The 25,794-nt window shown below is 38.6% G+C and carries 24 protein-coding genes and 1 pseudogene; 17 read left to right on the forward strand and 8 right to left on the reverse strand.

Annotated features, from left to right (window positions below; translation table 11 throughout):
• Nucleotides 1-41 precede the first annotated feature (41 nt).
• Together NST93_RS18770 and NST93_RS18775 are read right to left on the reverse strand one after the other, a co-directional pair.
• Nucleotides 42-935, reverse strand: a complete 894-nt coding sequence (locus NST93_RS18770) for a fructose bisphosphate aldolase (RefSeq protein ID WP_405099722.1) — start codon at nucleotides 933-935, stop codon at nucleotides 42-44.
• A gap of 109 nt (nucleotides 936-1,044) precedes the next feature.
• Nucleotides 1,045-1,422, reverse strand: coding sequence for an SLAP domain-containing protein (locus NST93_RS18775; protein ID WP_405099724.1), 378 nt, complete (start codon nucleotides 1,420-1,422; stop codon nucleotides 1,045-1,047).
• Between the two features lie 242 nt (nucleotides 1,423-1,664).
• On the opposite strand from NST93_RS18775, the gene NST93_RS18780 reads away from it, so the two are divergent.
• On the forward strand, nucleotides 1,665-2,273 hold the full coding sequence (locus NST93_RS18780; protein WP_405099726.1) for a uridine kinase: 609 nt from the start codon (nucleotides 1,665-1,667) through the stop codon (nucleotides 2,271-2,273).
• 18 nt (nucleotides 2,274-2,291) lie between these two features.
• The gene (locus NST93_RS18785; protein WP_405099728.1) at nucleotides 2,292-2,816 is read left to right on the forward strand and encodes an ECF transporter S component; all 525 of its coding nucleotides are present in this window, start codon (nucleotides 2,292-2,294) and stop codon (nucleotides 2,814-2,816) included.
• A 42-nt stretch (nucleotides 2,817-2,858) separates the two neighbouring features.
• Here the strand turns inward: NST93_RS18785 and NST93_RS18790 are convergent, their stop codons facing one another.
• A complete protein-coding gene (locus NST93_RS18790; protein ID WP_405099730.1) occupies nucleotides 2,859-4,544 on the reverse strand; it encodes a methyl-accepting chemotaxis protein in 1,686 nt (561 codons plus the stop codon).
• Nucleotides 4,545-4,720: 176 nt separating this feature from the next.
• Here NST93_RS18790 and NST93_RS18795 point away from each other — a divergent pair, with 176 nt between their 5' ends.
• The 6 genes from NST93_RS18795 to NST93_RS18820 all read left to right on the forward strand — a co-directional run bounded on the left by NST93_RS18795 (nucleotide 4,721) and on the right by NST93_RS18820 (nucleotide 10,114).
• On the forward strand, nucleotides 4,721-5,002 hold the full coding sequence (locus NST93_RS18795) for a GNAT family N-acetyltransferase (protein ID WP_405099732.1): 282 nt from the start codon (nucleotides 4,721-4,723) through the stop codon (nucleotides 5,000-5,002).
• Between the two features lie 26 nt (nucleotides 5,003-5,028).
• Complete coding sequence (locus NST93_RS18800) at nucleotides 5,029-5,259, forward strand: excisionase family DNA-binding protein (protein ID WP_405099734.1); 231 nt, start codon at nucleotides 5,029-5,031, stop codon at nucleotides 5,257-5,259.
• A 629-nt stretch (nucleotides 5,260-5,888) separates the two neighbouring features.
• Nucleotides 5,889-6,296 carry a S8 family serine peptidase gene (locus NST93_RS18805; RefSeq protein WP_405099735.1) on the forward strand — a complete coding sequence of 136 codons (408 nt, stop codon included), beginning with the start codon at nucleotides 5,889-5,891 and terminating at the stop codon, nucleotides 6,294-6,296.
• A 299-nt stretch (nucleotides 6,297-6,595) separates the two neighbouring features.
• On the forward strand, nucleotides 6,596-6,994 hold the full coding sequence (locus tag NST93_RS18810) for a hypothetical protein (protein WP_405099737.1): 399 nt from the start codon (nucleotides 6,596-6,598) through the stop codon (nucleotides 6,992-6,994).
• Between the two features lie 455 nt (nucleotides 6,995-7,449).
• Complete coding sequence (locus NST93_RS18815; RefSeq protein WP_405099739.1) at nucleotides 7,450-9,327, forward strand: ABC-F family ATP-binding cassette domain-containing protein; 1,878 nt, start codon at nucleotides 7,450-7,452, stop codon at nucleotides 9,325-9,327.
• Between the two features lie 121 nt (nucleotides 9,328-9,448).
• Entirely contained in the window at nucleotides 9,449-10,114 is a 666-nt protein-coding gene (locus tag NST93_RS18820; RefSeq protein WP_405099741.1) for a hypothetical protein, read from the forward strand.
• A gap of 245 nt (nucleotides 10,115-10,359) precedes the next feature.
• Here the strand turns inward: NST93_RS18820 and NST93_RS18825 are convergent, their stop codons facing one another.
• Genes NST93_RS18825 through kynU form a run of 4 tightly spaced genes read right to left on the reverse strand, consistent with a single transcriptional unit; the run spans nucleotide 10,360 to nucleotide 13,795 of the window.
• Complete coding sequence (locus NST93_RS18825) at nucleotides 10,360-11,025, reverse strand: HAD family hydrolase (RefSeq protein WP_405099743.1); 666 nt, start codon at nucleotides 11,023-11,025, stop codon at nucleotides 10,360-10,362.
• 18 nt (nucleotides 11,026-11,043) lie between these two features.
• On the reverse strand, nucleotides 11,044-11,886 hold the full coding sequence (gene kynA, locus NST93_RS18830) for a tryptophan 2,3-dioxygenase (RefSeq protein ID WP_405099745.1): 843 nt from the start codon (nucleotides 11,884-11,886) through the stop codon (nucleotides 11,044-11,046).
• Complete coding sequence (gene kynB / locus NST93_RS18835) at nucleotides 11,886-12,524, reverse strand: arylformamidase (protein ID WP_405099747.1); 639 nt, start codon at nucleotides 12,522-12,524, stop codon at nucleotides 11,886-11,888. Before kynB ends, kynA begins: the two co-directional genes overlap by 1 nt.
• Entirely contained in the window at nucleotides 12,524-13,795 is a 1,272-nt protein-coding gene (gene kynU / locus NST93_RS18840; protein WP_405099749.1) for a kynureninase, read from the reverse strand. Before kynU ends, kynB begins: the two co-directional genes overlap by 1 nt.
• A gap of 220 nt (nucleotides 13,796-14,015) precedes the next feature.
• On the opposite strand from kynU, the gene NST93_RS18845 reads away from it, so the two are divergent.
• The gene (locus tag NST93_RS18845) at nucleotides 14,016-15,509 is read left to right on the forward strand and encodes an aldehyde dehydrogenase family protein (RefSeq protein WP_405099751.1); all 1,494 of its coding nucleotides are present in this window, start codon (nucleotides 14,016-14,018) and stop codon (nucleotides 15,507-15,509) included.
• A gap of 43 nt (nucleotides 15,510-15,552) precedes the next feature.
• On the forward strand, nucleotides 15,553-16,734 hold the full coding sequence (locus tag NST93_RS18850) for a saccharopine dehydrogenase C-terminal domain-containing protein (protein WP_405099752.1): 1,182 nt from the start codon (nucleotides 15,553-15,555) through the stop codon (nucleotides 16,732-16,734).
• A 150-nt stretch (nucleotides 16,735-16,884) separates the two neighbouring features.
• On the opposite strand, the gene mreBH is transcribed toward NST93_RS18850, so the two are convergent.
• A complete protein-coding gene (mreBH, locus tag NST93_RS18855) occupies nucleotides 16,885-17,892 on the reverse strand; it encodes a rod-share determining protein MreBH (protein ID WP_405099754.1) in 1,008 nt (335 codons plus the stop codon).
• A gap of 983 nt (nucleotides 17,893-18,875) precedes the next feature.
• Between mreBH and NST93_RS18860 the strand changes: the two are divergent.
• The 7 genes and pseudogenes from NST93_RS18860 to NST93_RS18890 all read left to right on the forward strand — a co-directional run.
• A pseudogene (locus NST93_RS18860) lies at nucleotides 18,876-19,307 on the forward strand (CAP domain-containing protein); the annotation flags it as partial.
• Between the two features lie 209 nt (nucleotides 19,308-19,516).
• Nucleotides 19,517-20,512 carry a glutaminase gene (locus NST93_RS18865; RefSeq protein WP_405099755.1) on the forward strand — a complete coding sequence of 332 codons (996 nt, stop codon included), beginning with the start codon at nucleotides 19,517-19,519 and terminating at the stop codon, nucleotides 20,510-20,512.
• 14 nt (nucleotides 20,513-20,526) lie between these two features.
• A complete protein-coding gene (locus NST93_RS18870) occupies nucleotides 20,527-21,192 on the forward strand; it encodes an SOS response-associated peptidase (RefSeq protein ID WP_405099757.1) in 666 nt (221 codons plus the stop codon).
• 248 nt (nucleotides 21,193-21,440) lie between these two features.
• Nucleotides 21,441-22,400, forward strand: a complete 960-nt coding sequence (locus NST93_RS18875) for an N-acetylglucosamine kinase (protein WP_405099759.1) — start codon at nucleotides 21,441-21,443, stop codon at nucleotides 22,398-22,400.
• A 4-nt stretch (nucleotides 22,401-22,404) separates the two neighbouring features.
• Nucleotides 22,405-23,265, forward strand: coding sequence for a MurR/RpiR family transcriptional regulator (locus tag NST93_RS18880; RefSeq protein ID WP_405099760.1), 861 nt, complete (start codon nucleotides 22,405-22,407; stop codon nucleotides 23,263-23,265).
• 185 nt (nucleotides 23,266-23,450) lie between these two features.
• Entirely contained in the window at nucleotides 23,451-24,350 is a 900-nt protein-coding gene (murQ, locus tag NST93_RS18885; RefSeq protein ID WP_405099762.1) for an N-acetylmuramic acid 6-phosphate etherase, read from the forward strand.
• A 112-nt stretch (nucleotides 24,351-24,462) separates the two neighbouring features.
• Nucleotides 24,463-25,791 (forward strand): ABC transporter substrate-binding protein, encoded by a 1,329-nt coding sequence (locus tag NST93_RS18890; protein WP_405103961.1) that lies wholly within the window; start codon nucleotides 24,463-24,465, stop codon nucleotides 25,789-25,791.
• The last annotated feature ends 3 nt before the right edge of the window (nucleotides 25,792-25,794 follow it).

The raw sequence follows: 25,794 nt of genomic DNA on the forward strand, positions 1-25,794 counted from the left end.
AAATAAAAAGCCCTCCCGAGTGAACGGAAGAGGGCTTTTATTTACTTCTTATTTACGGAAGCATCATAAATTGCTTCGACTGCTTCATTTAGTTTTTCATTGAATACTTTATCTGTTTGATTGACATTCAAGTCTTGGCTCAGCGCCCTGGAAAAACTCGCGATGATTCCCTTATTTTCCTTTAGCTTCTCGTTCGCTTCAACGAGTGGATAGCCGCCTGAAAGAGCAACGACTCGAATTACTCTTGGATGATCAACTAGTTCGTTATAAAGGTTAGCTACAGTAGGAATAGACAGTTTTAACATAACACGTTGGTCATCAGCGAGTTCATTTAGTTGTTTTAGAATCTCTTCTTTTAAAATTTCCTCAGCTTGTGCCTTATCTGCACTAAAAATATCTACCTCAGGTTCAATAATTGGTACGAGTCCTGCTGCGAGAATTTGTTTTCCAATCTCGAATTGCTGCTCGACAACCTCTTTTATGCCTTCTGGATTTGCCTTCTTAATAACAGAACGCATTTTCGTTCCAAAAATATTCCGTTCATTTGCACGCTGCAACGTATCATTCAAATTATCAATTGGCTTCATGAGCTGGACTCCGTTTGCTTCGTCAGCCAGTCCTTTGTCGACCTTTAGAAAAGGAACAATCCCTTTTACCTCTGCCAAATAATCTCCCGTATATTTGCCTTCAATTTTTCGGTCCATTGTTTGCTCGAATAAAATAGCGCCAAGAATATGTTCAGAATTAAAAGCAGGGGAAGTAATAATCCGTGTACGCATTTCATGAACGAGAAGAAACATTTCCTCTTCGTTATCGTACTGTTCCTCTGTTACACCATAGATTGCGAGAGCTTTTGGTGTACTTCCGCCACTTTGGTCAAGTGCCGCAATAAACCCTTTTCCATTCATCATGATTTCTAAGTGTTTTTCCTGCATTGAATCCACTCCTATTCTCTCGTAATTAAATTCTGCATGATACTGCAGTGCTACAAATTCATTGTAACATTATTTATACAAATAAACTTTCCACGTGTTTTTAAGTAATTTATGCAAAAATGAGCTGACCATTTTCAAAAGATGCTTTATCTTTTTGTGCGGCTTCAGGAAAAATAAATGTCCAGGGCATGCTCGTGTTTGCAGGTAATGTTAATTTCGGGAAAGAAAATTGATGTGCTGCTATGAGTCTGCCCTTTTCTAAATAGGATAAATCAATCGATTCAAAGGGAAAAACCTGATTTGTAAAATTATGCAGGAGTACGATGACGAGCAGGTCGTGTCTATGGTTGTAATCCTGCCTGATTGGCAGCAGGACAATATTTTCATTATCCATGTGTTTCGTTTCTTCAAATAGATTTTCTATATTCTCACGGTCTGCGGGTGCAATGGTTTTGTCCCATTTCGCTTCAAATTGTAATATTTGCATCAAAGCCCTCCTTTGTTATTTTAGCTTAACAGAAATAAAGCAGTTCTAACACTGCTATTCATTATGTGTGTTATTATAAAAGAAAAATAAGAGAATAGATAGAAACGGTATTAAAGTAATCGGCGGTTTGCTTAGAATATTGGATATGTCGATGTGATATTTGCAGCCTTTTAGATGTATTGGGGTGAAGGCTGATTTAAGTTAGAGTTTTTTAGATACCTATAAAGAGAGAGGTGAGAGGAATGGATGGAATAATGGGAGATTCTTCGATGGAAATGGGTTCATTGTATGAAGATTTGATTGGAGAGTTCAAGATGCTTGCAGAGCGGGAAGGTCCGCATATTATTGCGCTTGATGGGCGTTGTGGAAGCGGGAAGACGACATTTGCAGCGATGCTTAAGCGAAGATTTGATTGTAATGTTTTCCATATGGATGATTTCTTTCTCCCGCAAGAAATGAAAACAGAGGAAAGGTTAAGTGAACCAGGCGGCAATGTGCATTATGAGCGGGTACTGCAAGAGGTTATTCTGCCTTTAAGCAGGGGAGAGGCGGTGCAGCTGATTCCTTTCAACTGTTCTGTGAATGATTTAGGGCAGACACAAACCGTGCCTTTTAAAAAGCTGAATTTTATCGAAGGTGTGTATTCCTTGCATCCGTTTCTTGAACCTTACTATGATTATAAAATTTTTATGACGATTGATGCAGAAACACAAGTGGAACGAATCGCAAAGCGCAATCCTTCTAAAATTGACAGGTTCATCAATGAATGGATTCCACTGGAAGAAAGCTATTTTCGTGCTTTGCAAATTGAGGGGAAAGCTGATCATGTTATTCAGGCTTCTAAAAAATGATTATAGGAGAAAGTTAAGATGAGAAGTACAACAACAAGAAATATTATATTTACTGCTTTATGTATTGCAATTGGTTTGCTGCTCCCGCAGCTGGTTAAATTTGTGCCGATTGCATATCCAGGCGCGGTATTATTGCCAATGCATATACCAGTGCTAGTTTGCGGTTTTTTATGTGGCTGGCGTTTTGGAGCAGTAGCTGGCATACTCACGCCAATTATTGCATCCTTGCTTACAGGAATGCCGCCATTATTCCCGACTGCAGTGTCGATGATGGCAGAACTTGCTGCATATGGAATGCTAACTGGCCTATTATATAAACTTACAAATGGAAAAATCCTTATTAGCTTAGTTGGTGCCATGCTCGGGGGAAGGATTGTTTTAGGTATAGTGAATGCAATGCTTTTCAGTATGGTTGATAATGCTTATGGTTTGGCGTTATTCCTTTCAGGTGCCTTTGTTACTGCGCTCCCGGGAATTATTATTCAGCTGATTTTAGTTCCAATCATTATTCGTTCCTTGCAGCGGGCGAATGTGATGGCCTAAATTAAACGGTATGCTCCTATTGCAGGGCATACCGTTTTCTTGTTATTCTATCCGAAAGCGTTTTGCTACTACTGCTAGTGCTTTGGATAGGTTAATTAGCTTTTGTCCGATGTCAGCGGTTCTTGCAGTTTCTTTGTATTGCTCTTGGCTTGTTGTCAGCATTTCCTCCGCACTTGCAAGTGTTTCCTGAGAAACCGATGCAACGTTTTCTGTCGATGCTTCGAGCTCCGGGATGACTAGATCTACGGATTTTAATTCATTCCGAATACCTTGAAGATGCTCATTGATATCTATAATTTCTTCCATAAGTTCATCAAAGGAAGCTTTAGAGTGATTTGCTGCAGCAAGGTTGGAGCGAAGCTTCTTAGCGATGTCTTGAAACTCATTTGCAGCATTACTTGTGACTTTTTGCATGTTATCTATTGTGTCAGTAATTTCTTTTGTTGCGAGTGAGGATTGTTCGGCAAGTATACCAACCTCATCTGCGACAATGGAGAAGCCTTTACCGGCATCACCTGCACGGGCAGCTTCAATCGATGCGTTTAATGAAAGCAGTTTTGTCTGTTCGGCAATTCCTTTAATTAAATCAACAAGCTGATTAATAGAGGCAGAATGCTGGTTTACTTGATTAATCGTTTTCGTCAGCTGATTGAAGTCTGTTTCAAAGGTGGTTAGTGTATGAATTAAATCTGAGATGCTTGCTTCTCCAATCTTGGCGGATTGGTCTATATGCCGGGAACCAGTAAAAACATTATCCATATTTTTCATCATCTCTTCTATCTTTACCTTCATATCAATAAAGATATTCATACTGTCCTCGGCAAAGGCTGCAGAGTTTTCCGCACCGTCTTTAACAACATTAATTGTGTCAATCACGTCGATGCTCGATTGGACTGCATTTTCAGAGGAGCCCTGCAATGCTTCCCCAGTCTGATTTAAATCATTGGTTGTTGATTTTAGTTCGCCAAGTACAGTACGCATTTGGGCTAGCATTGCCTCATAACTTGTATGGAGAGAAATGATTTCCGGCAAGCTTGATTCTGGCGAGGCAGATTGCATTAAATTCCCCTCACGAACATGGCGCATGGTTCCCCTTAGCTCATTTAATGGTTTTGTCAGCCTCCGGACAAAAAGAATTATAAGGATGGCCGATGCAATAATGCTAAAGATAATAATTCCAATGATTATCTTGCCCATATTTTCTACGTCTCCCATAAAGGAAGAATTGGGTACAAGCAAGACATAAATTCCGTTAATCTCTTCCATTTGCTGAAAAGAGATAGTATAAGCAGTATGATTAATCACGCGTTGGATCTGCCCGGTATTTTGCGCGGTAATGTCTTTCAGGATATTCTCTGGTATTTTTGGTAGTGTATTTTCGCTCACTTGAAAGGGAATCATCTCATTATCGCTGATATAAAAGAAATCAGAAGCAATTCCATCTTTCTCTAATTGGTTTTGTTGTATGCGAATATTACTATTAAGCTGCTGAAAAAAATAATCTAAATCACTTATGTATAAAAAACTTAAATTCTCTGCGATATAACCCATTGTTTCAGCTTCTCTGACTAATCTGTCCTCTATTGAATGCATTGTTAACTCTTTAGCCTGAAGATATGCTGTTCCACCAACAGCTGCTGTAGAGAGAATGACGAGAATCAATATCGGAATTAATAATCGAGTGCGCAGGGATGGCTTTTTTAATAGATTCTTGAAATGTTGCTTCATAAAACTTTCTGCCCCTTCTCTATGATTATCTAGTTCTTTTGTATGAATTCAATTTGATTATAACAGTCGAATATTAAGTCACTGTAAAGATTTTATTAAGTATTCCTACTTAAAGTTCACAAATTTAATTTAGATTGAGTTATAATTAGAGAGAAGCTATTTTTAGGAGGAGTAATATGACAACCATCAAGAAGGCTGAAAACAAGTTTTACATAGGAGAAGATGTTAAATCCCCCCTAGCCGAAATTACTTATATCCAATCAGGAAAATCACTGATTGTAATAGACCATACGTATGTTTCAGATGACCTGCGCAGCCAAGGTATTGCTGGTAAGCTGCTTGAACAGGTCGTTTTATATGCTCGTGAGCATAATAAAAAAATAAGACCATTATGTGTCTTTGCTAAAAAGCGCATGGAAGATACACCAGAATATCATGATGTGCTTGTAGAAGAATAAGCTGGAATAAAGGATGTGTATAAACAATGTATTTATCAGTTAAAGAAACTGCAGAATATCTTTCTATGCATGAATCAAAAGTTACTGCACTGGTTCTGCAAGGGAAAATCCGTGCATTGCACGACGGAAAGCAGTTTTTAATTAACAAAGCGCAGTTTACTACACATTTTGAACAAGTAGAGAAATATCGTCTCATGATTCAAGAATATCTAAACGAACCTATTCCAGAAGATATTGATGTGAAGGATGAGGATTAAAAAATATATTTTTTTAATGCTTTTAACCATTTCTGTTGGAAGTCTATTTTTTGTGTTTCGCCCGCTTAACTGCTGCTAAACCATCTTCATTTTACCTAATTCGAGACCTTGTGGAGGCCGTTAGTAATGGAGAAGTCGATTTGCTTCCAACAGCTATGATGGTTATTTTACTTTTAGGAAGTGAAGTATAACTGTTAGATACTTGCACATCTTTATTCTATTGTAAAGGTAACAGATTATTGAACCATTCCTAATTTTCTTCCGCTATAGTGATAGGAAATCTATTAAAAAGCCTATTATTCAAACTTATTCTTTCCTCAACCCCTCTTCGTTAATTATTGAATTAATCCTACATTCAAATATAAAAATTCTACTATTAAACTAACTTCCTAATAGATATATTAACAAAAATAGGTGTGGAGTTAGGAAATAAAAACCTGTTGCTATAGAAATTGTTCAGACTGAAGTTGTTTTAAATAAATATTATCCTAAAATATAGATAATTTTTTCATTCCAAGTTGGTCGTTATAAATACTATTAGTCTTATAGATTACCTACTTTAATTATATAAAATTCTTTAGTGCTTGATGATTAGATGAATCAAAAGAGACAACGAATGTGGAGAAAGTTTGGGCGACGATTATTTAAGGATTGATGAACTTGGGAAAAATTATAACTTAAATGGAACTGGAATAAAAATTGGTATAATAGATATAGGGACCTCTAAAAGGATTGAAGTAGTTAAAGGCATAAACATTATTTATAAGAATAGCAATTACGAAGATGACCATGGTCATGAGGCACATATCGCTGGAATTTTGAAAAGTAGCACCTTTGGAGTCGCTGGCAAATCAGAAATTTATGTGGTTAAAACTTTAGATAAAAATATGATAGGAGATATTGGTAATATAGTCTTAGGAATAGATTGGCTTATTAAGGAAAATGCAGATATTATATTACTACTTTTTTGGACTTTAGAGGGTTCAAATAATTTGGAAGAGATAATTAATAAGGCGGATAAAATAAAATATTTATAGTCTCATCAACAGGAAATTTTGGTTTGGAAAAGGCATAGATGTGATGTATCCAGCAAAAAAAAACGTAATAGGAGTTGGAGCATCAAGTAAAGATGAAGATATGTAGGAATAACAGATAAAAAATCTAAAAAGAAGCAAAAACCAATATTTGCTTTAGATTACCATAAATATAAAGTTAATGGTAAGAGAACTGCAGTACTGGTGTTACATTATCATCTTGGGAGCAATTTAAATAAATATTATCCCATATATCCTAGTAAAACAAAATTAAAATAACAAATAAAATAGGAGACATATCTATGGAGAAAATATGTTATTCACTAGAAAAAAACATTTCCGAAAATGCGTTAAAAGAATTAATTGGAGATATTTTCTTAGAAGAGAAATATTACTATTTTGTAATATTTGAATATGATATAGATTTTAAAAATCTATTACTTGAGAAATACGTTAAGGTGTTTGAAAATAACAAAGTAACTATTGGTTTTTTAAACGATGATGAATTAAAATACCTGTATGAATTTTATGAGAGAGGTATTGAGTTACCGTTTGTGATAACAAACCAAAAAGTTGATATTTCATTTGAAAAGGCCTCAGCTAAGAACTATGATAGATTTTATGATTTATTTGAAGGTAATAATATTTCTCACGTTAGGATTGGATCAGACAATCAGTCTTTAATTTACATGGAGCCATAACATCAAAATATATTTGCATCACTCCGTTTCATTATGATGAAGTTTATATTTCTCTTACGTTCTAGATAGTAACAATTCTAAATTCCTTTCACATCCAATCAGAAGTGAAAGGATTTTACGTTAATACATATAATTCAGAATCTATAAACTCGGCTGCAGACATAGAATTGAAAATAATAAAGAATAGCGTCTGTAGATGGAAAAAAGACTGCTAGTAAGATAAACTAGAGAGTAGAAGTGTGTAGAACGGAGGGATTACCATCAAGCTGCTATATACACAGTTAGCAATGATTGGAGTCATTTGGGTTGGAATGCTTTTCTTTTTCAATGAAATGACAGACACAAGCAAGCTGATATTTTACGTTGTGACGTCCTGGTTCTTATTTTTAATCGTCATTGTTGTAAAAGCTCTAATCAGACAAAGAAAAGAAAAAACGAATTAGGAAGGGTTCTCTATGCTGACAGCAGAAAATTTATATAAATCATATGGAGATAAAATACTTTATAATGATTTAACCTTTACCATTGAAGAACAAGAGCGGATTGGTTTAATTGGTGTTAATGGAACTGGAAAATCAACATTACTAAAAACCATCGCCGGCATGGAGACGCCTGAAAAAGGCATAATCAAGCATGCAAAAAACTATCAAATTGAATATTTGGCACAGGATCCAATTCTCGACCCTGAATTGACGGTAATTGAACAAATCTATTATGGGGAGTCCCGGGTGATGCAACTGCTGCGTTCCTATGAGCAAGCACTGCTTAAATTACAGAATGATCCGGAAAATGTGAAGGCCCAAGAAAGATTGCTGCTTGAACAACAAAAGATGGATCAAGAAGAAGCATGGGAAGCAAATACGCAGGCAAAAACAATTTTAACGAAATTAGGCATTACAGATTTTGATAAGAAAATTGCTGCGCTTTCAGGCGGTCAAAAGAAACGAGTGGCGATTGCCAAAGCACTAATTCAGCCGGCGAATCTTTTAATCCTTGATGAGCCGACAAACCATCTTGATAATGCTACCGTTGAATGGCTCGAGAAATATCTGCAAACATATAAAGGTTCGCTATTATTGGTGACACATGATCGTTACTTTTTAAATCGAGTGACAAATCGCATCTATGAATTAGATAAAGGAAATTTGTATATTTATGATGGAAACTACGAAATCTTTCTGGAAAAGAAAGCAGAGCGCGAGGAACTTGAGCGCAGCAACGAACAAAAACATCAAAATGTACTAAGACGAGAGCTTGCTTGGCTTAAACGAGGAGCACGTGCACGTTCAACGAAGCAAAAGGCAAGAATTGAACGAATTTCCGATATGCAAGAGGAGGAATTTCACACCAGCAAAGAAGGACTGGAATTCCAAATTGGCTCAGCACGTCTCGGAAAAAAAGTAATTGAAGTAAAAGATATAGCAAAGGCATACGAAGATAAGCAGCTGTTTCAGATGTTTAGTGAACTTATTATTCCGGGAGACCGCATTGGCATAATCGGACCGAATGGTTCAGGGAAAACGTCATTGCTTAATATGCTGGCTGGAAGACTAGAACCGGACACAGGAACAATTGAAATTGGCGAAACTGTGAAAATCGGCTACTATACCCAAGGTGATGAGGAATTAGACGGTTCTAAGCGAATCATCGATTATATTAAAGAAACTGCTGAAGTTCTGCATACAGTTGATGGGACGGTTATTACTGCGGAGCAAATATGCGAACAATTTCTCTTTTCGAGAAGCGAGCAATATACGTATATTCACAAGCTTTCTGGTGGAGAGAAACGCAGGCTTTATTTACTGAAAATCTTGATGGCCGAGCCCAATGTACTGTTTCTCGATGAACCGACAAATGATCTTGATACTCAAACATTGAGTGTGCTAGAAGAATACTTGGAGCATTTTCCAGGTGTTGTGATTACGGTGTCCCATGATCGCTATTTTTTAGACAGAGTCGTTGACCGATTAATTGTATTTACTGGGAATGGAGCAATAGAGAACTTTTACGGAAATTATAGCGATTATCTTGAAAAGGCTGCAGAAGAAGCAGTAAAACAGCCTAAACCAGAGAAGAAACCTGTAAAAGAAAAGAAGAAGAAAAAGCTTTCCTACAAGGAACAAAAGGAATGGGAATCCATTGAAGATGAAATAATGGAAATGGAAGAAAAAACGGTGGACCTGGAAGCTGCTATTGCTGATGCCGGCAGTGACGCAGAAAAAGTACAGAAACTGTTTACAGAACTTGAAAGTGTGAAAACAGCACTTGATAAGAAGATGGAAAGATGGGAAGAGCTGTCTTTAATGATTGAAGCTTATGCAAGTAATGAATAAACCATTCATTTTTCGTTAAAGCTTGAATCTGACAATACTTTTGTTTTATTAGATTTGTTTTATGGGTATATACATTTGATGTAAGCAAATTACAAGTTAATAAATATATTGGAGGTAGTGTATGAAGCTGTATCAAGTACGGAAAGGGCAGTTTGTTTTTTATAAAAATGAATTGCATAAAGTATATTCTGTAAAGCCAATGTTTAAGCAATCAATTCATATGTATCGTCTCAAGGATATGGAACAGATTTTGACACGGGCGAGTGAAATTGAACTTTATAAACCGCGACATAATGATACATTCATTTTTTATGGAAAACGATATACGATTGATAAAGATAAGAAGCCGGAGCCTGGTGATTATATTTTAATTACAAGGCCTGCTCCCGACTTTTTAGACCATTATTCATTAAATGAAATTGAAAAGGTTTCAAGTGTTGATGATGGAAGTGTTACGACAACAAAAGATAATGGAGTAAAGCATCATGAATATGTCGTGCTTGTACCTGGAAAGTCAGAGGCAAGTCAGGAAATTGCTTATTATGATAAGAATCTCGTCCCTGAAGAACAGCGTCTTCAAGACGAATCGATTTCCTATCTGGCCGAAAGGGATGTAACTTTACAGCCCTATGTTGGTGACATATATATTGATAAACGCAGCAACACAAAAGCGATGGTCATTGCTATTACAGAAACGGAAGTAACTTTCGGACACGGGCTGAATGTGCACGTGGCTGAATTGCTTGATGAAGATAACTATGAATTGGTTTATCGTTTTAATTCTTAACAGTAGAATGAAAAGAGCAGCCTTTCACGAAAAGAGGCTGAGACAAAAGAAATATAACATATTAAAATCCGAACGATACCTTCGTTCGGATTTTATTTAGTCTCCTGATTACTTAACTTCAGAACAATTCTTCAAATTCACCCGCAGCCTATCCGCATTTGCTTTCCGGGGGAGGCTTTGAATCTTCCTATCTTGATTGTAGGGTGCAATACAGTGTTAGATTGACAAGGGCAGCTGGCCAGTTGTTAATTTTCAAAAATTGGCCAGCTGTTTTCTTTAGCAATTTGTCTCATTTTATCTTTAGGATTTACGATAACTGGCTGATCGGCATAATGGAGCAGCGGAATATCACTTTCACTGTCAGCATAAGCCCACACTTTGGTTTTTGCTGGATCTTTACCAGAATGCTCCAGCCAATTGTTTACCGCGTGTACTTTTTCTTTGCCATTAACAACAACGCCTGTACCACCAGTACATTTTCCAAAAGAGTCAAAAGTCAGATCTGTACCAACAATTATAACTTCAAGATTTAATCTTGCTGTAAGCGCACGTAGAAAGGGTGTTAATGCACCGGAAAGAATCATTACCTGGTTTCCTTTTGCTTGCTCATCTTGAATTAATTGTACAAGCTCTTGATTAATATCAGACTTTCCTGCTTCGACAAGATGCTGGAAAAACGATGCGAGCTCTGCTTCTGTTTTTCCTTTAAATGTTTTCGCAAATGATTTAAAAAAGTGAATGCGTAAAGCATTTTTACCTTTGAACACTCCAAGTAAAAGGGCTTGTAGCGAACCAACGACAACAGTAGTCCATTCGCGGATGCCGAATTCTTTTTTCCCTGCCTGGAACATTAATTTGAATGAATCACCTTGAAATAATGTACCGTCAAAATCTACTGTAACGAGCTGCAAATGATATCCCTCCATAAATTAAAGCTGTGTGCGAATTTCCCATAACTCCGGGAAAAAATAATGATCAAGAACCTTCTTCAAATAACCGACACCAGAAGAACCGCCAGTCCCTGATTTATAGCCAATTATTCTTTCGACTGTCTTCATATGACGGAAACGCCATTGCTGAAACCAATCCTCAATATCGACCAGCTTTTCAGCGAGCTGGTACAAGTCCCAATATTTATCTGGATTCTTATAAATAACGAGCCAGGCTTGTTCGACGGACTGATTCCTTGCATAGGCTGCAGAAAAGTCACGTTCGAGAATTACTTGATCAATTGGAAAGCCAGCTTTTGCGATTGCTTGAATGGCAACATCATATAAACCGGGGTTCCGATATGCCTTCTCCAGCCGGCGGTATAATGGGGCGTCATGCTTATAAATTTCAAGAATATAGTCTGTTTTATAGCCAAGTAAAAATTCCACTACCCTGTATTGATAAGATTGAAATCCTGAAGCATTTCCAAGCTCCCCGCGAAATTCGACATATTCACTTGGTGTCAGGGTTGAAAGCACATCCCATGCTTGGATAATTTGTGCTTGAATTCTCGAAACACGTGCAAGCATTTTAAAAGATGTTTGCAGTTTATCTTCTTGGACGGCTTTAATTGCTGCTTCGATTTCATGAATGATTAGCTTTAACCAGAGCTCGCTTACCTGATGAATAATAATAAACAGCATTTCATCATGATGGCTGGATTTTCGATTTTGGCTTGCAAGCAGAGTATCCAATTCAAGATAATCACCATAGGTCATTTTCTCTTTAAAATCAGTCTGGATATTTTTTTCCTTTGAAAATAGGTTCTCCTTCTCATTCATCACAAATCCTCCTCGGCAATTGGTCTGATAATGGCTCTCACAGGGCTTGCATCTGCGCCGGCAATTTTAAGCGGAAGTGCAATCATTTCATAAAGACCAGCTTTTACATGATCGAGCATGAGGTTTTCCAGTATATAAATGCCATTTTGATATAAAGCATGATGGGTTGCAAGGTCCTTACTGCTTACAGCATCTACGGAAGGCATATCAACTCCAAGAAGTTTTACATGTTGTGATGCAAGATACGCGGCAGCATCCGGATCAATAAAAGGCATTGTTTCTGGAAAGACATTTGGATTATTTGGCAATGCGGTTTGCAAAAGAACCCGAGCTGCCCCAGCTAAATTATGCTTGGCAAGAACTTCCGCATTAATTGTTTCCGTATCGCTCACATCAATGACTATCGCTTTTCCTACAGTGAGATCGAGTGGCAGTTCATCAATTGTTTTTCCGGCTGTATCATAGTGGAAAGGAGCATCTAAATGTGTTCCATTATGAACACTCATCGCTATCTCTCCAATATTAACAGATCCCGTCTCTTTCTTAGTGAATGGAAGGGAATAATTAAAAGCTTTATCCCCTGGCCAATTTGCGAGCTCATTTGTTAAGGTTTGTGAAATATCAATCCAGCTTGTCATTAGGCAATCACACCCCGCTCATTCTTAAAATTTTTATATTCTTTGCTTTTCATGATTTCACTTAAAATCCTTACTGCTTCATAAACATCTTCAAATGTATTATAGAGCGCTACAGGGGCAAGGCGAATCCCATTTGGTGTGCGAAAGTCAGGAATAACATTTCTTGCTTTCAATGCTTTGCAAATACTTGCTGCTTCTGGATGCTCTAAATAAATATGTGGACCGCGTTTTTCCTTGCTTACCGGGCTGCGGTTAGTAAATGTTGCATCAGGCAGTTCGGAATCAAGCAGCTCGATAAAAAAAGCAGTCAATTGCAATGATTTTTCACGTATTTTATCAATCTTCGCTTCTTGAAATATTTCTAAGGAACCAAGCAGGGGTGCGATGCTTAATACATGTGGTGTACCGATTTGATATGCTCCTGCATCAGCAGCCGGTGTAAAAGTATGTTCCATATCAAACTGCTTCTCTTTAGCTGAACCGAACCAGCCAGCGAGCCCGGGTTCAGCACTTGAGTGTCTTTCGTTTACATATATACCTCCAACACTGCCAGGACCTCCATTTAAATGTTTATACGTACACCAGAAGGCGAAGTCAACACCAGCCTCAGATAAATGATGGGGGATTGCCCCAATTGAATGACAAAGATCAAAACCGATTAAAATATTACGTTGATGTGCTTCTTCTGTCAGATACTGCATATCTAAGAGCTGTCCACTTCTGTAAAGCACACTTGGGAGAATGATAACTGCAATATCTTCTGTCATTGCTGCAATGATATCTTCCTCTTGCAGCAGATTGCCATCTCTGCTTTTTACTTGAATGAGATGTTCGTCGGGATTTAAATTTTTTAGAGAGAGCTGGCTTTTGATTGCATAAATATCAGAAGGAAAGTTTAACTCATCAGCCAGAATTTTATTGCGTTTATCCTTCGGTTTGAAAAACGTTGCCAAAAGCTGGTGCAAATTTGTTGTTGTGGAACCGGTTGTGATGACTTCTTCTGGCTTTGCTCCAATTAAGCTGGCAGTCAAGGCTCCTAGTTGTTCAGAAAGATAAAACCATGGGTATGCTCCAGCTGTCCAGCCGTCAATACCGTAATTTTTCCAGGAATCTAATAGCGTATACAGCGACTTCTCTGCTCTTTTGGATAGCAGTCCCAATGAATTGCCGTCTAAATAAATTTGCTCACTTGAAACGTAGAATTCATCTCGAAAATGACGAAGCTCATCTTGACTATCTAACTTTTTTGCAACAGATCTGCCAGTAGACATTTCATTCACCTCTCTGAATAAATACGAATATACCTTTACTTTATAATAATTGTCTTAATTTTACACGTAATAAAGGAAAATTCAAACAGATATCGAATATAGTAAATAGAGAAGGGTGTAATCGCTTTCAGTATATATGCTGAGATTTGATCTTTTCTGTATAAAAAGGCAGTAATCTGGGGCTTAAAAGAAAGCGAGAATGATAGAGGAGGCAAGTAAAATGACAACTAAACTGAAGACGGATGTGTTGAAGAATTTTATTAATGGGGAATGGGTTGACGGAGATGCGCTTACAGCTGTTTTTAATCCTGCAACACGAGAAAAAATAACAGATGTACCGTTATCTGATGCCGAGACATTAAATAACGCAGTAAAAGCAGCAAAGGAAGCACAAAAAGACTGGGCATTGGTGCCAGCACCACAGCGAGCGGAAGTGCTTTACCGGGTTGGTTATTTGATGAAGGAACGCAAGGAAAGACTATCCGAGCTTCTGACAATGGAAAATGGCAAGGTAATTGAGGAAGCGAGAGGTGAAGTACAGGAAGGCATTGATATGGCCTTCTATATGGCTGGGGAGGGACGCCGTTTATTTGGGCAGACGACTCCAGCTGAATTAAAGGATAAATTCGCGATGAGTCAGCGGGTGCCAGTTGGCGTAGTTGGGATTATTACTCCATGGAACTTTCCGATTGCAATTGCTACCTGGAAGTCATTCCCCGCAATTGTTGCAGGAAATGCTGTTGTTTGGAAACCTGCAACAGAGACGCCAATCATGGCATATGAATTAGTGAAGATATTTGAAGAGGCAGGTTTGCCAAAAGGAATTATGAATGTGGTATTTGGAAGTGGTGGAACTGTAGGGGACTCAATGGTGCACCATGATGATATCCGGGTTATCTCTTTCACTGGCTCGAATGATACAGGAAGAAATATTGCAGCTGAATGCGGCAGACAACTGAAGAAAGTTTCTTTAGAAATGGGCGGAAAAAATGCTGTGATTGTTATGGAAGATGCAGATATCGACCTCGCAGTTGAAGGAATTCTCTGGAGTGCATTCGGAACGAGCGGGCAGCGTTGTACAGCATGCAGCCGTGTCATTGTTCATGAAAAAGTGAAAGATGCTCTGGAGGAAAAGTTACTTGAGTCCATGAAACACCTCACTATCGGAAATGGACTGAAGGATGGAATCAAGGTTGGACCAATTATAAATCAGGCGGGCCTTGATAAAATTAAGCGCTACATTGAAATTGGAAAAGAAGAAGGGGCAAAACTGCTAGCAGGCGGTGAAGAGCTTACAGGAAATGATTATAATGATGGCTATTATTTTGCACCGACATTATTTACAGATGCGGCAAGTAATATGCGAATTGCCCAAGAAGAGATTTTCGGACCAGTTGTATCTTTAATACCAGTACAAAGCTTTGAAGAGGCAATCGAAGTGAATAATAGTGTAACTTACGGGCTGTCCAGTTCTATCTTTACAAATGATGTGAATCGTGTGTTCCAAGCGCAGCGCGATTTAGATACAGGGATTGTTTATGTGAATGCAGGGACAACAGGAGCTGAAATTCACCTGCCATTTGGCGGAACGAAGGGCACAGGCAATGGCCATCGTGATTCAGGTGTGCAGGCTTTAGATGTATTTACCGAGTGGAAAGCAGTTTACGTGGACTATAGCGGTAAGCTGCAACGAGCCCAGATTGATGTGGAATAGTCACATATACTATTAGCAATCAAGCATGTAAGGAGTGAGCGAGATGAGAATTGGTGTTTTAGGTGCTGGTTTGATGGGGAAGGAAGCTGTGAGGGATTTAGTATTTAGCTCAGATGTAGAGAAAATAGGGCTTGCTGATATTGATTTTTCGAGAGCAGAGCAGGTCTGTAATCAACTGGCTTCAACAAAACTGACGGCATATCAAGTAAACGCAGCAGACAAGGAAGAACTTGCAAATTATATGCGTCAATTTGATGTCATCATTAATGCATTATTTTATTCTTTCAATGAAGTTGTAGCAAAGACAGCAATCGAAGTTGGAGTCAGCTCAATCGATTTAGGCGGACATATTGGACATATGACAGATAAGGTGCTCGCTTTTAAAACGGAAGCAGAAGCAGCAGGTGTAACAATTATTCCTGATTTAGGGGTTGCGCCTGGAATGATTAATATACTGGCTGGATATGGTGCAAAAAAGCTTGATAAAACAGAAGAAATCAAGCTTTATGTTGGTGGCATCCCGGTTCGTCCTGAACCGCCATTGGAGTATAATCATGTGTTCTCGATGGAAGGTGTGTTTGATCATTATACAGACCCATCCTTGATTATCAGGCAAGGGATAAAACAGGAAATTCCTTCGTTATCGGAAATCGAGCGCATCTACTTTGCTAACTTTGGTCCGCTTGAAGCGTTTCATACGTCAGGTGGTACATCCACACTGTCACAGACTTATCCGGATTTGAAAACACTGGAATATAAAACAATACGTTATCCTGGCCATGCAGAAAAATTTAAGCTGCTTGTGGACCTGAATTTGACTCGTACAGATTATGAGGTGGAAATTGCCGGTCAGAAAATTAATCCACGGCAGGTTCTCTTGAAGGCGCTTGACCCAGTCGTTGAATTAGGAGACAGGCAGGATGCTGTCCTTCTCCGGGTTATCGTTTCAGGACTCAAGGATGGCAAGAAGCAGACGTATCAATATGAAATGACTACTTATAAAGATTTGCAAACAAATGTGACTGCAATGGCAAGGGCAACTGCTAATACAATATCGGTTGTGTCACAAATGATTGCAGATGGAACGATTGATACGTATGGCGTACATCCTCCAGAAAGTATTGTCCCAGGAGAAATTTACATCAAAGAAATGGCAAAGAGGAATGTAATTATTGAGGAATTAATTCTAAGTTCCGTGAATGAGAAAAAAGAAGTAAGCAGCTAATCTAGGTTTCTGGTCCTTTTGTAGTATGAAGGAAATAAACAAGTTTAGGGGCATTACAGCTGAGGTAATGTCCCTAAGTACTTTTGTTTATATAGTATAAACAGGTTTCAAATTAGAAAGCTGTTTGATTTCTGTGCTCTGTTTTTAGACTTATTTTGCAGCCTTCTGCAGTTTTGTAATAATCTTTAATGAGCGTCCTGTACCAATAGCTACTGCTTCTTGCGGGTTTGTTGACATATGGACAGGTACACTTAATTCACTTGCAAGCCATTCCTGCATGCCCTGAAGTAATGAGCCGCCACCGGTCAGTACGATACCATGATCAACAATATCTCCACTCAGTTCAGGTGGACAGGTTTCTAACGTAGCTTTAACTGCATCGAGTATTTTTAGCAGCGGTTCCTTGATTGCTTCATGAATTTCTGTCGATGTAATATCAATTGTTTTCGGCAGACCGGTAACCATGTCACGACCACGAATTGCCATTGTTTCTTCCTTATGATTTGGATGGGCATAGCCAATTTCCATTTTTATATTTTCTGCAGTTCTCTCCCCAATTAAGATATTGTAGGTTTTACGGATATGATGGATAATTTCTTCGTCCAGCTTGTCACCGCCGACCCGTACAGAATTTGAGGAAACAACCCCGCCAAATGAAATAATACCTACTTCAGATGTTCCGCCGCCAATATCAACAATTACGCTCGCTAATGGCTCGTCAACAGGTAAATCTGCTCCTATTGCTGCAGCTACAGGTTCCTCAATTAAATGAACTGTTTTCGCTCCAAAGCTTGTAACTGCATTATGAATTGCACGTCGTTCAACAGCGGTGCTTCCAGAAGGTGTACAAACAACAACAGTTGGTTTGCGCATGGAAGCCCCGATTGTTTTGCTGACTTTCTTCAATAGTACTTTCAGCATTTGTGCTGTTACATCATAATCCGCAATTACGCCATCTCTCAATGGACGGATTGGAATAATATTTTGTGGTGTTTTACCAATCATTTCTTTTGCCTCTGCACCAACAGCGACAACTTCTTTTGTATTTACATTAATTGCAACAACCGAAGGCTCATTTAATACGACACCTTTTGTCTTTGAATAAATAAGAATATTTGCTGTTCCTAAATCTATACCAATTTCTGCATTTGAAAACATTTTTAGTTCCTCCAATGATGTAGTTATTCGTTATTATAAATTTTTTATTGTACGGAATTATCTATGGGATATACATGTAACATCCTGTATCTTTATCAGTTGTCTCATTAAAATGTCGATTATATAATTGAGATCATTGATAAATGAAAAGGATTACTATTCATCAATGATAATTCGACAAAGTATTTTACCTCTCTTAAACGTAATCCAAAAGCAGGGGTGAAAGCAAGTAACATTTCAATTACATTTTTGCAAGTTTTGTAATAAAACGGCGAATTTAAAAGGTTGTCAAGGGTTATTTGCTAGTAAAAGCTTCCAATAAAAGGACTTCATTTCCTATTGGCGAATTTTATTCCAAGTGCAACCTTCTTGAAGTATAAGGTTTCTCAAAATAGATTCAAAGATTCCGAGTGGAAAAATAATGTTGGAAAACTCTCCCGTAAATATTACAAAAAATCCATGGTAAGCTAATTTTGCAACACAGAAAAACCAACAAGGAGAGGTGTACAACAATGTTTCAAAAGTTAATCGTTATTTCTGCGTCAACAATCGCACTGACATTTGGAGGTGCATTTTCATCCGCTGCTGATATGAACTCATTTGATATAAAGCAGCTGTCATATAAAGTACTTCAATCTATTAATGGAGAGTCTGCGAATTTATCTGAATCTGACACTGCTGATCTATTAAAAAAAGCAATCGCACAGCTGCAAGGTAAATTACTAGTAGACGTTGACAATAAGCAATCTGCTGACAAGGCAGAAGCAGAAAAAACAGAGAAGCCAGCACAGAAAGAAGAAACAGCTGATAAACAGCAGGAAGCTTCTGCAGAAAAAGAAGAAGCAGTTCAAAAGCCACAGGAACCAAAACAAGAAGATAAAGCTCCTGTACAAAAAGAAGAAGCTGAAGCACAGCCAGAACAACCAGCTGAACAGCCTAAAGCAGAGGAAAAACCACAAGCAGTGGAACGTCCAAATGCTGGTGAACAGCCTAAAGCAGAGGAGCAGCCAAAACAAGAGCAAGCTCAATCAAGTGCTTTAAGCCAGTTTGAATTACAAGTGGTAGAACTTACAAACCAAGAACGTGCAAAGAATGGATTACAACCATTAAAGGTTGATAATAAATTAAGTGAAGTTGCTCGTGAGAAATCTCGCGACATGGCATCAAATGGCTACTTTGACCACAACAGCCCATCTTACGGATCTCCATTCGATATGATGAAGAGCTTTGGTATCAGCTACCGTACTGCAGGTGAGAATATTGCTCAAGGTCAAAAAACACCACAGGAAGTGGTAAATGCTTGGATGAACAGCCCAGGTCACCGTGCTAATATTTTAAATGGTGAATTTACACATATTGGTGTAGGGTATGTTGAACAAGGAAATCATTGGACACAACAGTTTATTGGAAAATAAGCAGAATATATTTAGGAGACTAACGCAGGTTAGTCTCCTATTTTTGCTTTTAAGGGCAGAACCCTGCTACAATGATGGTAAAATATTGTCTATTCAATGTGCGAAACGATATATTTCGTTTTTTTTTGGCAGATAGGAAAGTGTAATGCTTTGCTATCTGCCTTCATTGTCTGAAATAATCGACAAATTATGGTCATGAGGTGATTCAAGTGGTTCAAGGTTCTACTAACTGGAATACAGAACTTACGCAGGAATGGCTGCAAAACTATGTTGATGATTGGGTTACATTTTATAGAAAGCATACTGCTGATGGCGAATTAGCCTCTTACATACCAGAATTAGAAAAGGCCGATGCGGGTTCACTGGGAATTACAATCATTGGAAATAATGGAATGACAATTCGTTCAGGTGATGTTGAAACGCCTTTTACCATCCAGAGTATTTCCAAAGTATTTTCTTTCATTGTTGCTTGTATGGAGCGCGGTGTTTCCTATGTTTTAAGTCGTGTTGATGTGGAGCCTACAGGTGAAGCTTTTAATTCCATTATGCATTTAGAGATGAAACAAATCGAAAAGCCGTTCAATCCAATGGTAAATGCAGGTGCAATTACAGTTACTTCACTGTTAAAGGGGAGAACTTCTGATGAAAAACTGAGAGGAATTCTTGATCTGCTGGAAAGAATTCTTGGATACCGGCCGACAATTGATGTGGATATCTATGAATCAGAACGGGATTCATCTTTAAGAAACCGCGCAATTGGCTATTTTTTGCTTGAGACAGGCGTTTTAGAATCGGATTTAAATATTACATTAGAAACCTACTTTAAACAATGCTCGATTAATATAACAGTTGATGACCTGGCAAGGCTCGGAATGGTGCTTGCAAATGATGGTATGGACAAGCTGACTGGTGAGGAGATTATTCCCCGTCAGATTGCAAGGCTGGCCAAAGTGTTGATGCTTACTTGCGGCATGTATGATGCATCAGGAAAATTCGCTGCTTATGTAGGTATTCCGGCAAAAAGTGGTGTGTCCGGTGGAATTATGGCGTCCACTCCACCACGTGTGAGAGAAGAGATTCTGCCTTTTATGGATGGATGTGGTGTTGGTGTGTATGGTCCATCACTAGATGCACAAGGAAATAGTATAGCCGGCATTCGTTTATTGCGGCATATTGCGAGCCATTGGGATTTTAGTATCTTTTAGGGGGCTTCTGGATTATGTGCGGAAGGTATACATTACTCGGAGATCAGTTAGATATTTTAAACGAATTTGATTTGGACGAGCCAATTGCCGACTACCATGAGAGCTATAATGTCGCTCCAGGACAAAATGTACTGGCAATTATTCATGATGGCAAGAAAAAACGTGCAGGCTATTTGCGCTGGGGCTTGGTGCCATCTTGGGCGAAAGATCCTAAAATCGGCTATAAGATGATTAATGCCCGAAGCGAGAGTGCTCACGAGAAGCCCAGCTTTAAACAGCTTATGGCGCAAAAGCGCTGTTTAATTATTGCAGACAGCTTTTATGAATGGAAGAAAACTGGCGATGTCAAAGTACCTAAACGTATTCAAGTGAAGGGAAGAGACTATTTTGCTTTTGCCGGACTCTGGGATAAATGGGTGCAAGAGGATAAAGTTTTATTTACTTGCACTATCCTTACAAAAGAGTCCCAAGGTTTTATGAAGGATATTCATCACCGGACGCCTATTATCCTGTCTAAAGAAACAGAGGATACATGGATTGTCCCAGATAAATTAAAACCCTTGGATGCAAAACAGCTGTTGGACAATGCAGAGGAGCCGCAGCTAAAGGCTTATACAGTATCTGACCATGTAAATACAGCGAAAAATAATGATGCAACGTGTATTGCACCAATTGTATAAAAGACTTCAAAGTATATGCATGTTGGTTGATACGCTTATTTTATCGTCTGCATATCACATTCCCAGTAATATTCTAACAAATGCTCTTAATAGTATTAAACATAATCAGAACACTGAATAAGCACTTCAGAACAGCCCGGCCACACAGAAATCTGTCCGTGTTTGGTCAATTTTAATAAGCCTATTGCTAATTAACATGAAACTCTATACTGTAGATAATAAAGCGCTTTCTAAGTGGGAGGGAAAGTATGGAGTATGTGATGGGGATTGACGGTGGAGGAACAAAAACACACGTGATTGTTGCGGATAGGAGAGGGAATATTGTTGTCGAAGCGACAGCGGGAGCGACAAACCCGAATGCCGTGGGTGCTAAGGAACTAGAACGAGAGTTTCAAGGTTTATTCCTGACTTTGAAAAAACAGAATTCAGCTGCCCTGAAAGATACAGCCGCCGTATTCGCAGGGATGTCTGGAGCGGGAAGTATAGGAAATAAAACCAAATTACACAAGCTTTTGCAGGAACTCCTCCCGGGGGATACTGCTGTTCAAGTTGAGATGGATACTGTAAATGCACTTTACTCCGGTACTTACGGTTCTCCAGGCATCGTCCAGATTGCCGGAACAGGTTCGATTACATATGGTGTAAATGCAGAGAGAGCTGAGATGCGTGTTGGCGGCTGGGGTTACTTATTTGGGGATGAAGGCAGCGGATATGCAATAGGGAGACAAGGGCTTGCTGCAGCTTTAAAATATTTTGATGGAAGAGGAGCAGAAACACGATTGCTTGAGTTGATATGCAAGCATTTTTCTGTTAATCACCCTCAAAAGCTTATCACAAAAGTATATGCTGCCACTTCACCAAAAAGTGAGATTTCACCTCTTTCAAAAATTGTATTTCAAGCATATAAAGAAGGGGATATTGTTGCAACCAATATTTTGTTAGGGTCAGCGCAGGAACTAGCTCATAATATCAGGACAGTTTATACAAAGCTGTTCAAAAAAAATAAGGAAACAGCGGTTGTATTATGTGGCGGTGTTTTCAATGAAAAAGATATCATTCCTGAAATGGTGAAAAATGAACTGTCCGGCATTCAAGGCATCCGGCTTATATTACCAGATATTCCCCCTGTGATGGGTTCTGTTATTGGAGCATACCAAATGAAACGGATAAACATAAACGCTGCTATTATTAATAATTTAAGAGGGTGAAGAAATGACACATGTGAAGGGTGGATTAATTATTCTTAAGGAGATGGTGAATAGTCTGCCGCCATCAGAGAAAAAGATTGCTGAATTTATACTGGAAAATCCAGAGGAAGCAATTCTAATGACTGCATTAACACTTGGGGAAAGGAGTCAAACAAGCAGTGCTGCAGTGATTCGTTTAAGTAAATCGCTTGGATTTAAAGGGTTTCAGGAGCTGAAAATTCGTGTAGCCAGTGACTTGCAGGATCAGTCGGTAAATGAATATCGTGACATCGAGCCGAATGAAAAGTTCCGGAACATTATTGATAAAGTAACCTCTAATACAATCCAAACTTTAAAAGAGACAGTAGATATTTTGAGTGAAAAAAAACTGCAGAAAGCTGTAAAGGTATTGTCCGAATCTAAAACAATTATTTTTGTTGGATTTGGTGCCTCATACATTGCGGCTAAAGATGCAGAACAGAAGTTTTTGCGAATTGATAAAAATGTCTATTCTTTTTCCGATGTGCATATTGCAGCAACGTCTATTGCGAATAGAGGACCTGAAGATGTGGTTGTTGGTATTTCATTTTCAGGAAATACAACGGATGTTGCGAAACTGCTTGAGCTTGCCCAGCAGAAAAATGTAAAAACAATCAGCATTACAAAGTATGGAAGCTCAAAGGTCAGCGAATACTCTGATATCCAGCTGCACACCTCCGCAACAAAAGAAGCAACCTTCCGCAGTGGAGCAACTTCCTCACGAATTGCCCAGCTGCATATGATTGATATATTATTCATGTGTCTGGCCTCAATGGAATATGAAAATACGATTAAGCATCTGGATGAAACGAGAGAAGCCGTATCATTTTTAAAAGATAATTATTAATATGGAACGGCATCATGTACTTTTTTATTCGTGTTGAAATATTATTACTAATATATAAAATAATATTGACATAATAATTCAATCATTCTATAATAAAGACAATTTCAACAAAGGTTCTTCAAACATAGAATGAAAGCGCTTTAAAATAATGATTAATTATATTATACAGATAAGGGGCGCGAGGAATGGACTTATTTCGGCTGACAACTGAGAAGAGAAATCGGAATAGTATGACACTTGATAAGATGTCTACATTGGAAATGCTGCAAACGATTAACGAGGAAGATAAAAAGGTTGCTTTTGCAGTAGAAAAAGTGCTGCCTCAGATTGAAATTGCAGCAGAAAACATTTTTAGAAGACTTTCAGATGGCGGCAGGCTTATTTATGTAGGAGCTGGAACAAGCGGGCGTGTCGGGGTAATGGATGCTTCTGAATGTCCTCCAACATTTATGACGGAACGGGAAACAGTGCAGACAGTAATGGCTGGCGGGATGGATGCCTTCTTTAACGCTGTTGAAGGTTCTGAAGATAATGAAGAACAGGGGAAAAACGATTTGCAGGCGAGGAATATTAGTGAAAGGGACACTGTAATTGGTATTACAGCTAGCGGAAGAACACCATATCCATTAGGTGCATTAAAATATGCCAAGAAATTAGGAGCATATACAATTTCGCTTACATGCAATCAAGATTCGGAGATAAGCAGACAGGCAGATTGTAAGATTGAAGTCATTGCAGGCCCGGAAATATTGACCGGGTCGACGCGTATGAAAGCTGCCACCTCGCATAAAATGATATTAAATATGATCAGTACTGTGACGATGGTAAAGCTTGGCAAGGTCTATGAAAATCTCATGGTCGATGTCCATGCAAGCAATTACAAATTAAGAGAACGGGCGAAATGGATTGTTAGGGAAATAACTGATGTTTCATATGAAAGAGCAGAAGAAGTTTTAAGACAAACAGGTTATAAAGTGAAGCCTGCCATTGTCATGCTGGAAACAGGAGCTACTTATGAAGAAGCTGAGCAGGCTATCAAGCATGCAAATGGGTATATCAGAGAGGCTATTGGTTCTTTTTCATAAAAACATGGGTAATTCCATCAACAATGTACTAATAAAGTGTTGATGCGTTTCATATATTTTTTCATTAGCAAAGGGGGCAAAAAAGTTGAAGAAGTTATTGGATACCAAAGCAATGCTGTTATTTGCTGCGATGTTCATGCTGGCGTTTACTGTAGCTTGTTCTTCTGATGATGGAGAAGCAAATGACACATCAGATACAGGTTCAAGTGATGGGGAAGAAAAAAGTGGAGATGGAGAAATTGCTGGTGACCTTGAAATCCAGTACTTCGTGGGAGGGTATGGAGATTCTTGGTGGAAAGAAGCGATTGGGGATTTTCAAGAGCAATATCCTGACGTAAATATTATTGAACATGCTGGACCGAATATTAACGAGGAAATGCGTTCCCGATGGGTGTCGAATGATCCGCCTGATGTCGTTTATATTGATGGAGCAGGTTCAAGTGAAACGCAGATGGTTGAAGATGGACAGCTGATGAATTTAACCGAATGGCTGCAGAATATTGAGTTGGAAAATGGAGATAAGTTAGCAGAAAGTTTTATCGTTGATCCTGCGACTTATGATGGTGAAATTTACAGCTTGCCACTGGTTTTCGATACATGGGGAACGTGGTATGACCGAGCGTGGTTTGAAAAAGAAGGGTTTGAAGTGCCAACAGATTTTGACAGCTTCATGAAATCAATGGAAGAAATTAAAAATAAAGCAGGAATTAACCCGCTTGTAACGTCCGGTCAGCATCCTTACTATTTCCTTCGCGGCATGCTTTATCCAGCGTTTGGAGCTGCTGGCGGGGATGAACTATTGAGTGATCTTATAACTGGTGCTGAAGGTGCATGGACAAGTGATGTCGTTTTAGAAACAATGAAAAAAGTAGAAACCATGGCAGCGGAGGGCATGTTTGACACCGGTTTAGGAGCATTAAACCATACACAGTCGCAGATGAATTTTCTGCTTCATGACAATGCTTTTGTCCCGGTAGGTTTCTGGCTTCCAAATGAAATGGCAAATGATATTCCAGATGGCCTTGAATTTGGTTTTATACCATCACCAATGCAGGATGCTGGAGAGCCTTATGCAATTGTACCTGATTTAAGACCACTAGCGATTGCTGAAAATGCAGAAAATCCGGAAGCTGCGAAGGCCTTTGTAGAATTTGTATTTACAAGAGATTACGCAATGTCATTCTCTGAGCATACTGGTGCAATCATGAATCTTACAGAAGTTGATCTTTCACAGAGTGATAAAGTGCCAGTTTATCTGACAGAAGCAAATGCAATGATTAACGATCCTGAACAAGTGCAGATTTATCATAAGCCACATCCAATGAGTGCAGATTTGGAAACACCAATTGGAAATGCACTAATGTCCTTGATGCTTGGCAATATGACTGCAGAGGAATTTGCAGAAGCGGCAGAAAAAGCAGCTGCTGCGTATCGCAATTAACAA

This window comes from Oceanobacillus sp. FSL H7-0719, from assembly GCF_045040795.1.
GTDB lineage: Bacteria > Bacillota > Bacilli > Bacillales > Amphibacillaceae > Oceanobacillus.

Excerpts from the sequence above, each read along its gene's own strand:
- NST93_RS18770 (WP_405099722.1), bottom strand. The coding sequence starts at position 935 with ATGCAGGAAAAACACTTAGAAATCATGATGAATGGAAAAGGGTTTATT.
- NST93_RS18775 (WP_405099724.1), bottom strand. The coding sequence starts at position 1,422 with ATGCAAATATTACAATTTGAAGCGAAATGGGACAAAACCATTGCACCC.
- NST93_RS18780 (WP_405099726.1), top strand. The coding sequence starts at position 1,665 with ATGGATGGAATAATGGGAGATTCTTCGATGGAAATGGGTTCATTGTAT.
- NST93_RS18785 (WP_405099728.1), top strand. The coding sequence starts at position 2,292 with ATGAGAAGTACAACAACAAGAAATATTATATTTACTGCTTTATGTATT.
- NST93_RS18790 (WP_405099730.1), bottom strand. The coding sequence starts at position 4,544 with ATGAAGCAACATTTCAAGAATCTATTAAAAAAGCCATCCCTGCGCACT.
- NST93_RS18795 (WP_405099732.1), top strand. The coding sequence starts at position 4,721 with ATGACAACCATCAAGAAGGCTGAAAACAAGTTTTACATAGGAGAAGAT.
- NST93_RS18800 (WP_405099734.1), top strand. The coding sequence starts at position 5,029 with ATGTATTTATCAGTTAAAGAAACTGCAGAATATCTTTCTATGCATGAA.
- NST93_RS18810 (WP_405099737.1), top strand. The coding sequence starts at position 6,596 with ATGGAGAAAATATGTTATTCACTAGAAAAAAACATTTCCGAAAATGCG.
- NST93_RS18815 (WP_405099739.1), top strand. The coding sequence starts at position 7,450 with ATGCTGACAGCAGAAAATTTATATAAATCATATGGAGATAAAATACTT.
- NST93_RS18820 (WP_405099741.1), top strand. The coding sequence starts at position 9,449 with ATGAAGCTGTATCAAGTACGGAAAGGGCAGTTTGTTTTTTATAAAAAT.
- kynA (WP_405099745.1), bottom strand. The coding sequence starts at position 11,886 with ATGAATGAGAAGGAGAACCTATTTTCAAAGGAAAAAAATATCCAGACT.
- kynB (WP_405099747.1), bottom strand. The coding sequence starts at position 12,524 with ATGACAAGCTGGATTGATATTTCACAAACCTTAACAAATGAGCTCGCA.
- kynU (WP_405099749.1), bottom strand. The coding sequence starts at position 13,795 with ATGTCTACTGGCAGATCTGTTGCAAAAAAGTTAGATAGTCAAGATGAG.
- NST93_RS18845 (WP_405099751.1), top strand. The coding sequence starts at position 14,016 with ATGACAACTAAACTGAAGACGGATGTGTTGAAGAATTTTATTAATGGG.
- NST93_RS18850 (WP_405099752.1), top strand. The coding sequence starts at position 15,553 with ATGAGAATTGGTGTTTTAGGTGCTGGTTTGATGGGGAAGGAAGCTGTG.
- mreBH (WP_405099754.1), bottom strand. The coding sequence starts at position 17,892 with ATGTTTTCAAATGCAGAAATTGGTATAGATTTAGGAACAGCAAATATT.
- NST93_RS18870 (WP_405099757.1), top strand. The coding sequence starts at position 20,527 with ATGTGCGGAAGGTATACATTACTCGGAGATCAGTTAGATATTTTAAAC.
- NST93_RS18875 (WP_405099759.1), top strand. The coding sequence starts at position 21,441 with ATGGAGTATGTGATGGGGATTGACGGTGGAGGAACAAAAACACACGTG.
- NST93_RS18880 (WP_405099760.1), top strand. The coding sequence starts at position 22,405 with ATGACACATGTGAAGGGTGGATTAATTATTCTTAAGGAGATGGTGAAT.
- murQ (WP_405099762.1), top strand. The coding sequence starts at position 23,451 with ATGGACTTATTTCGGCTGACAACTGAGAAGAGAAATCGGAATAGTATG.
- NST93_RS18890 (WP_405103961.1), top strand. The coding sequence starts at position 24,463 with ATGCTGTTATTTGCTGCGATGTTCATGCTGGCGTTTACTGTAGCTTGT.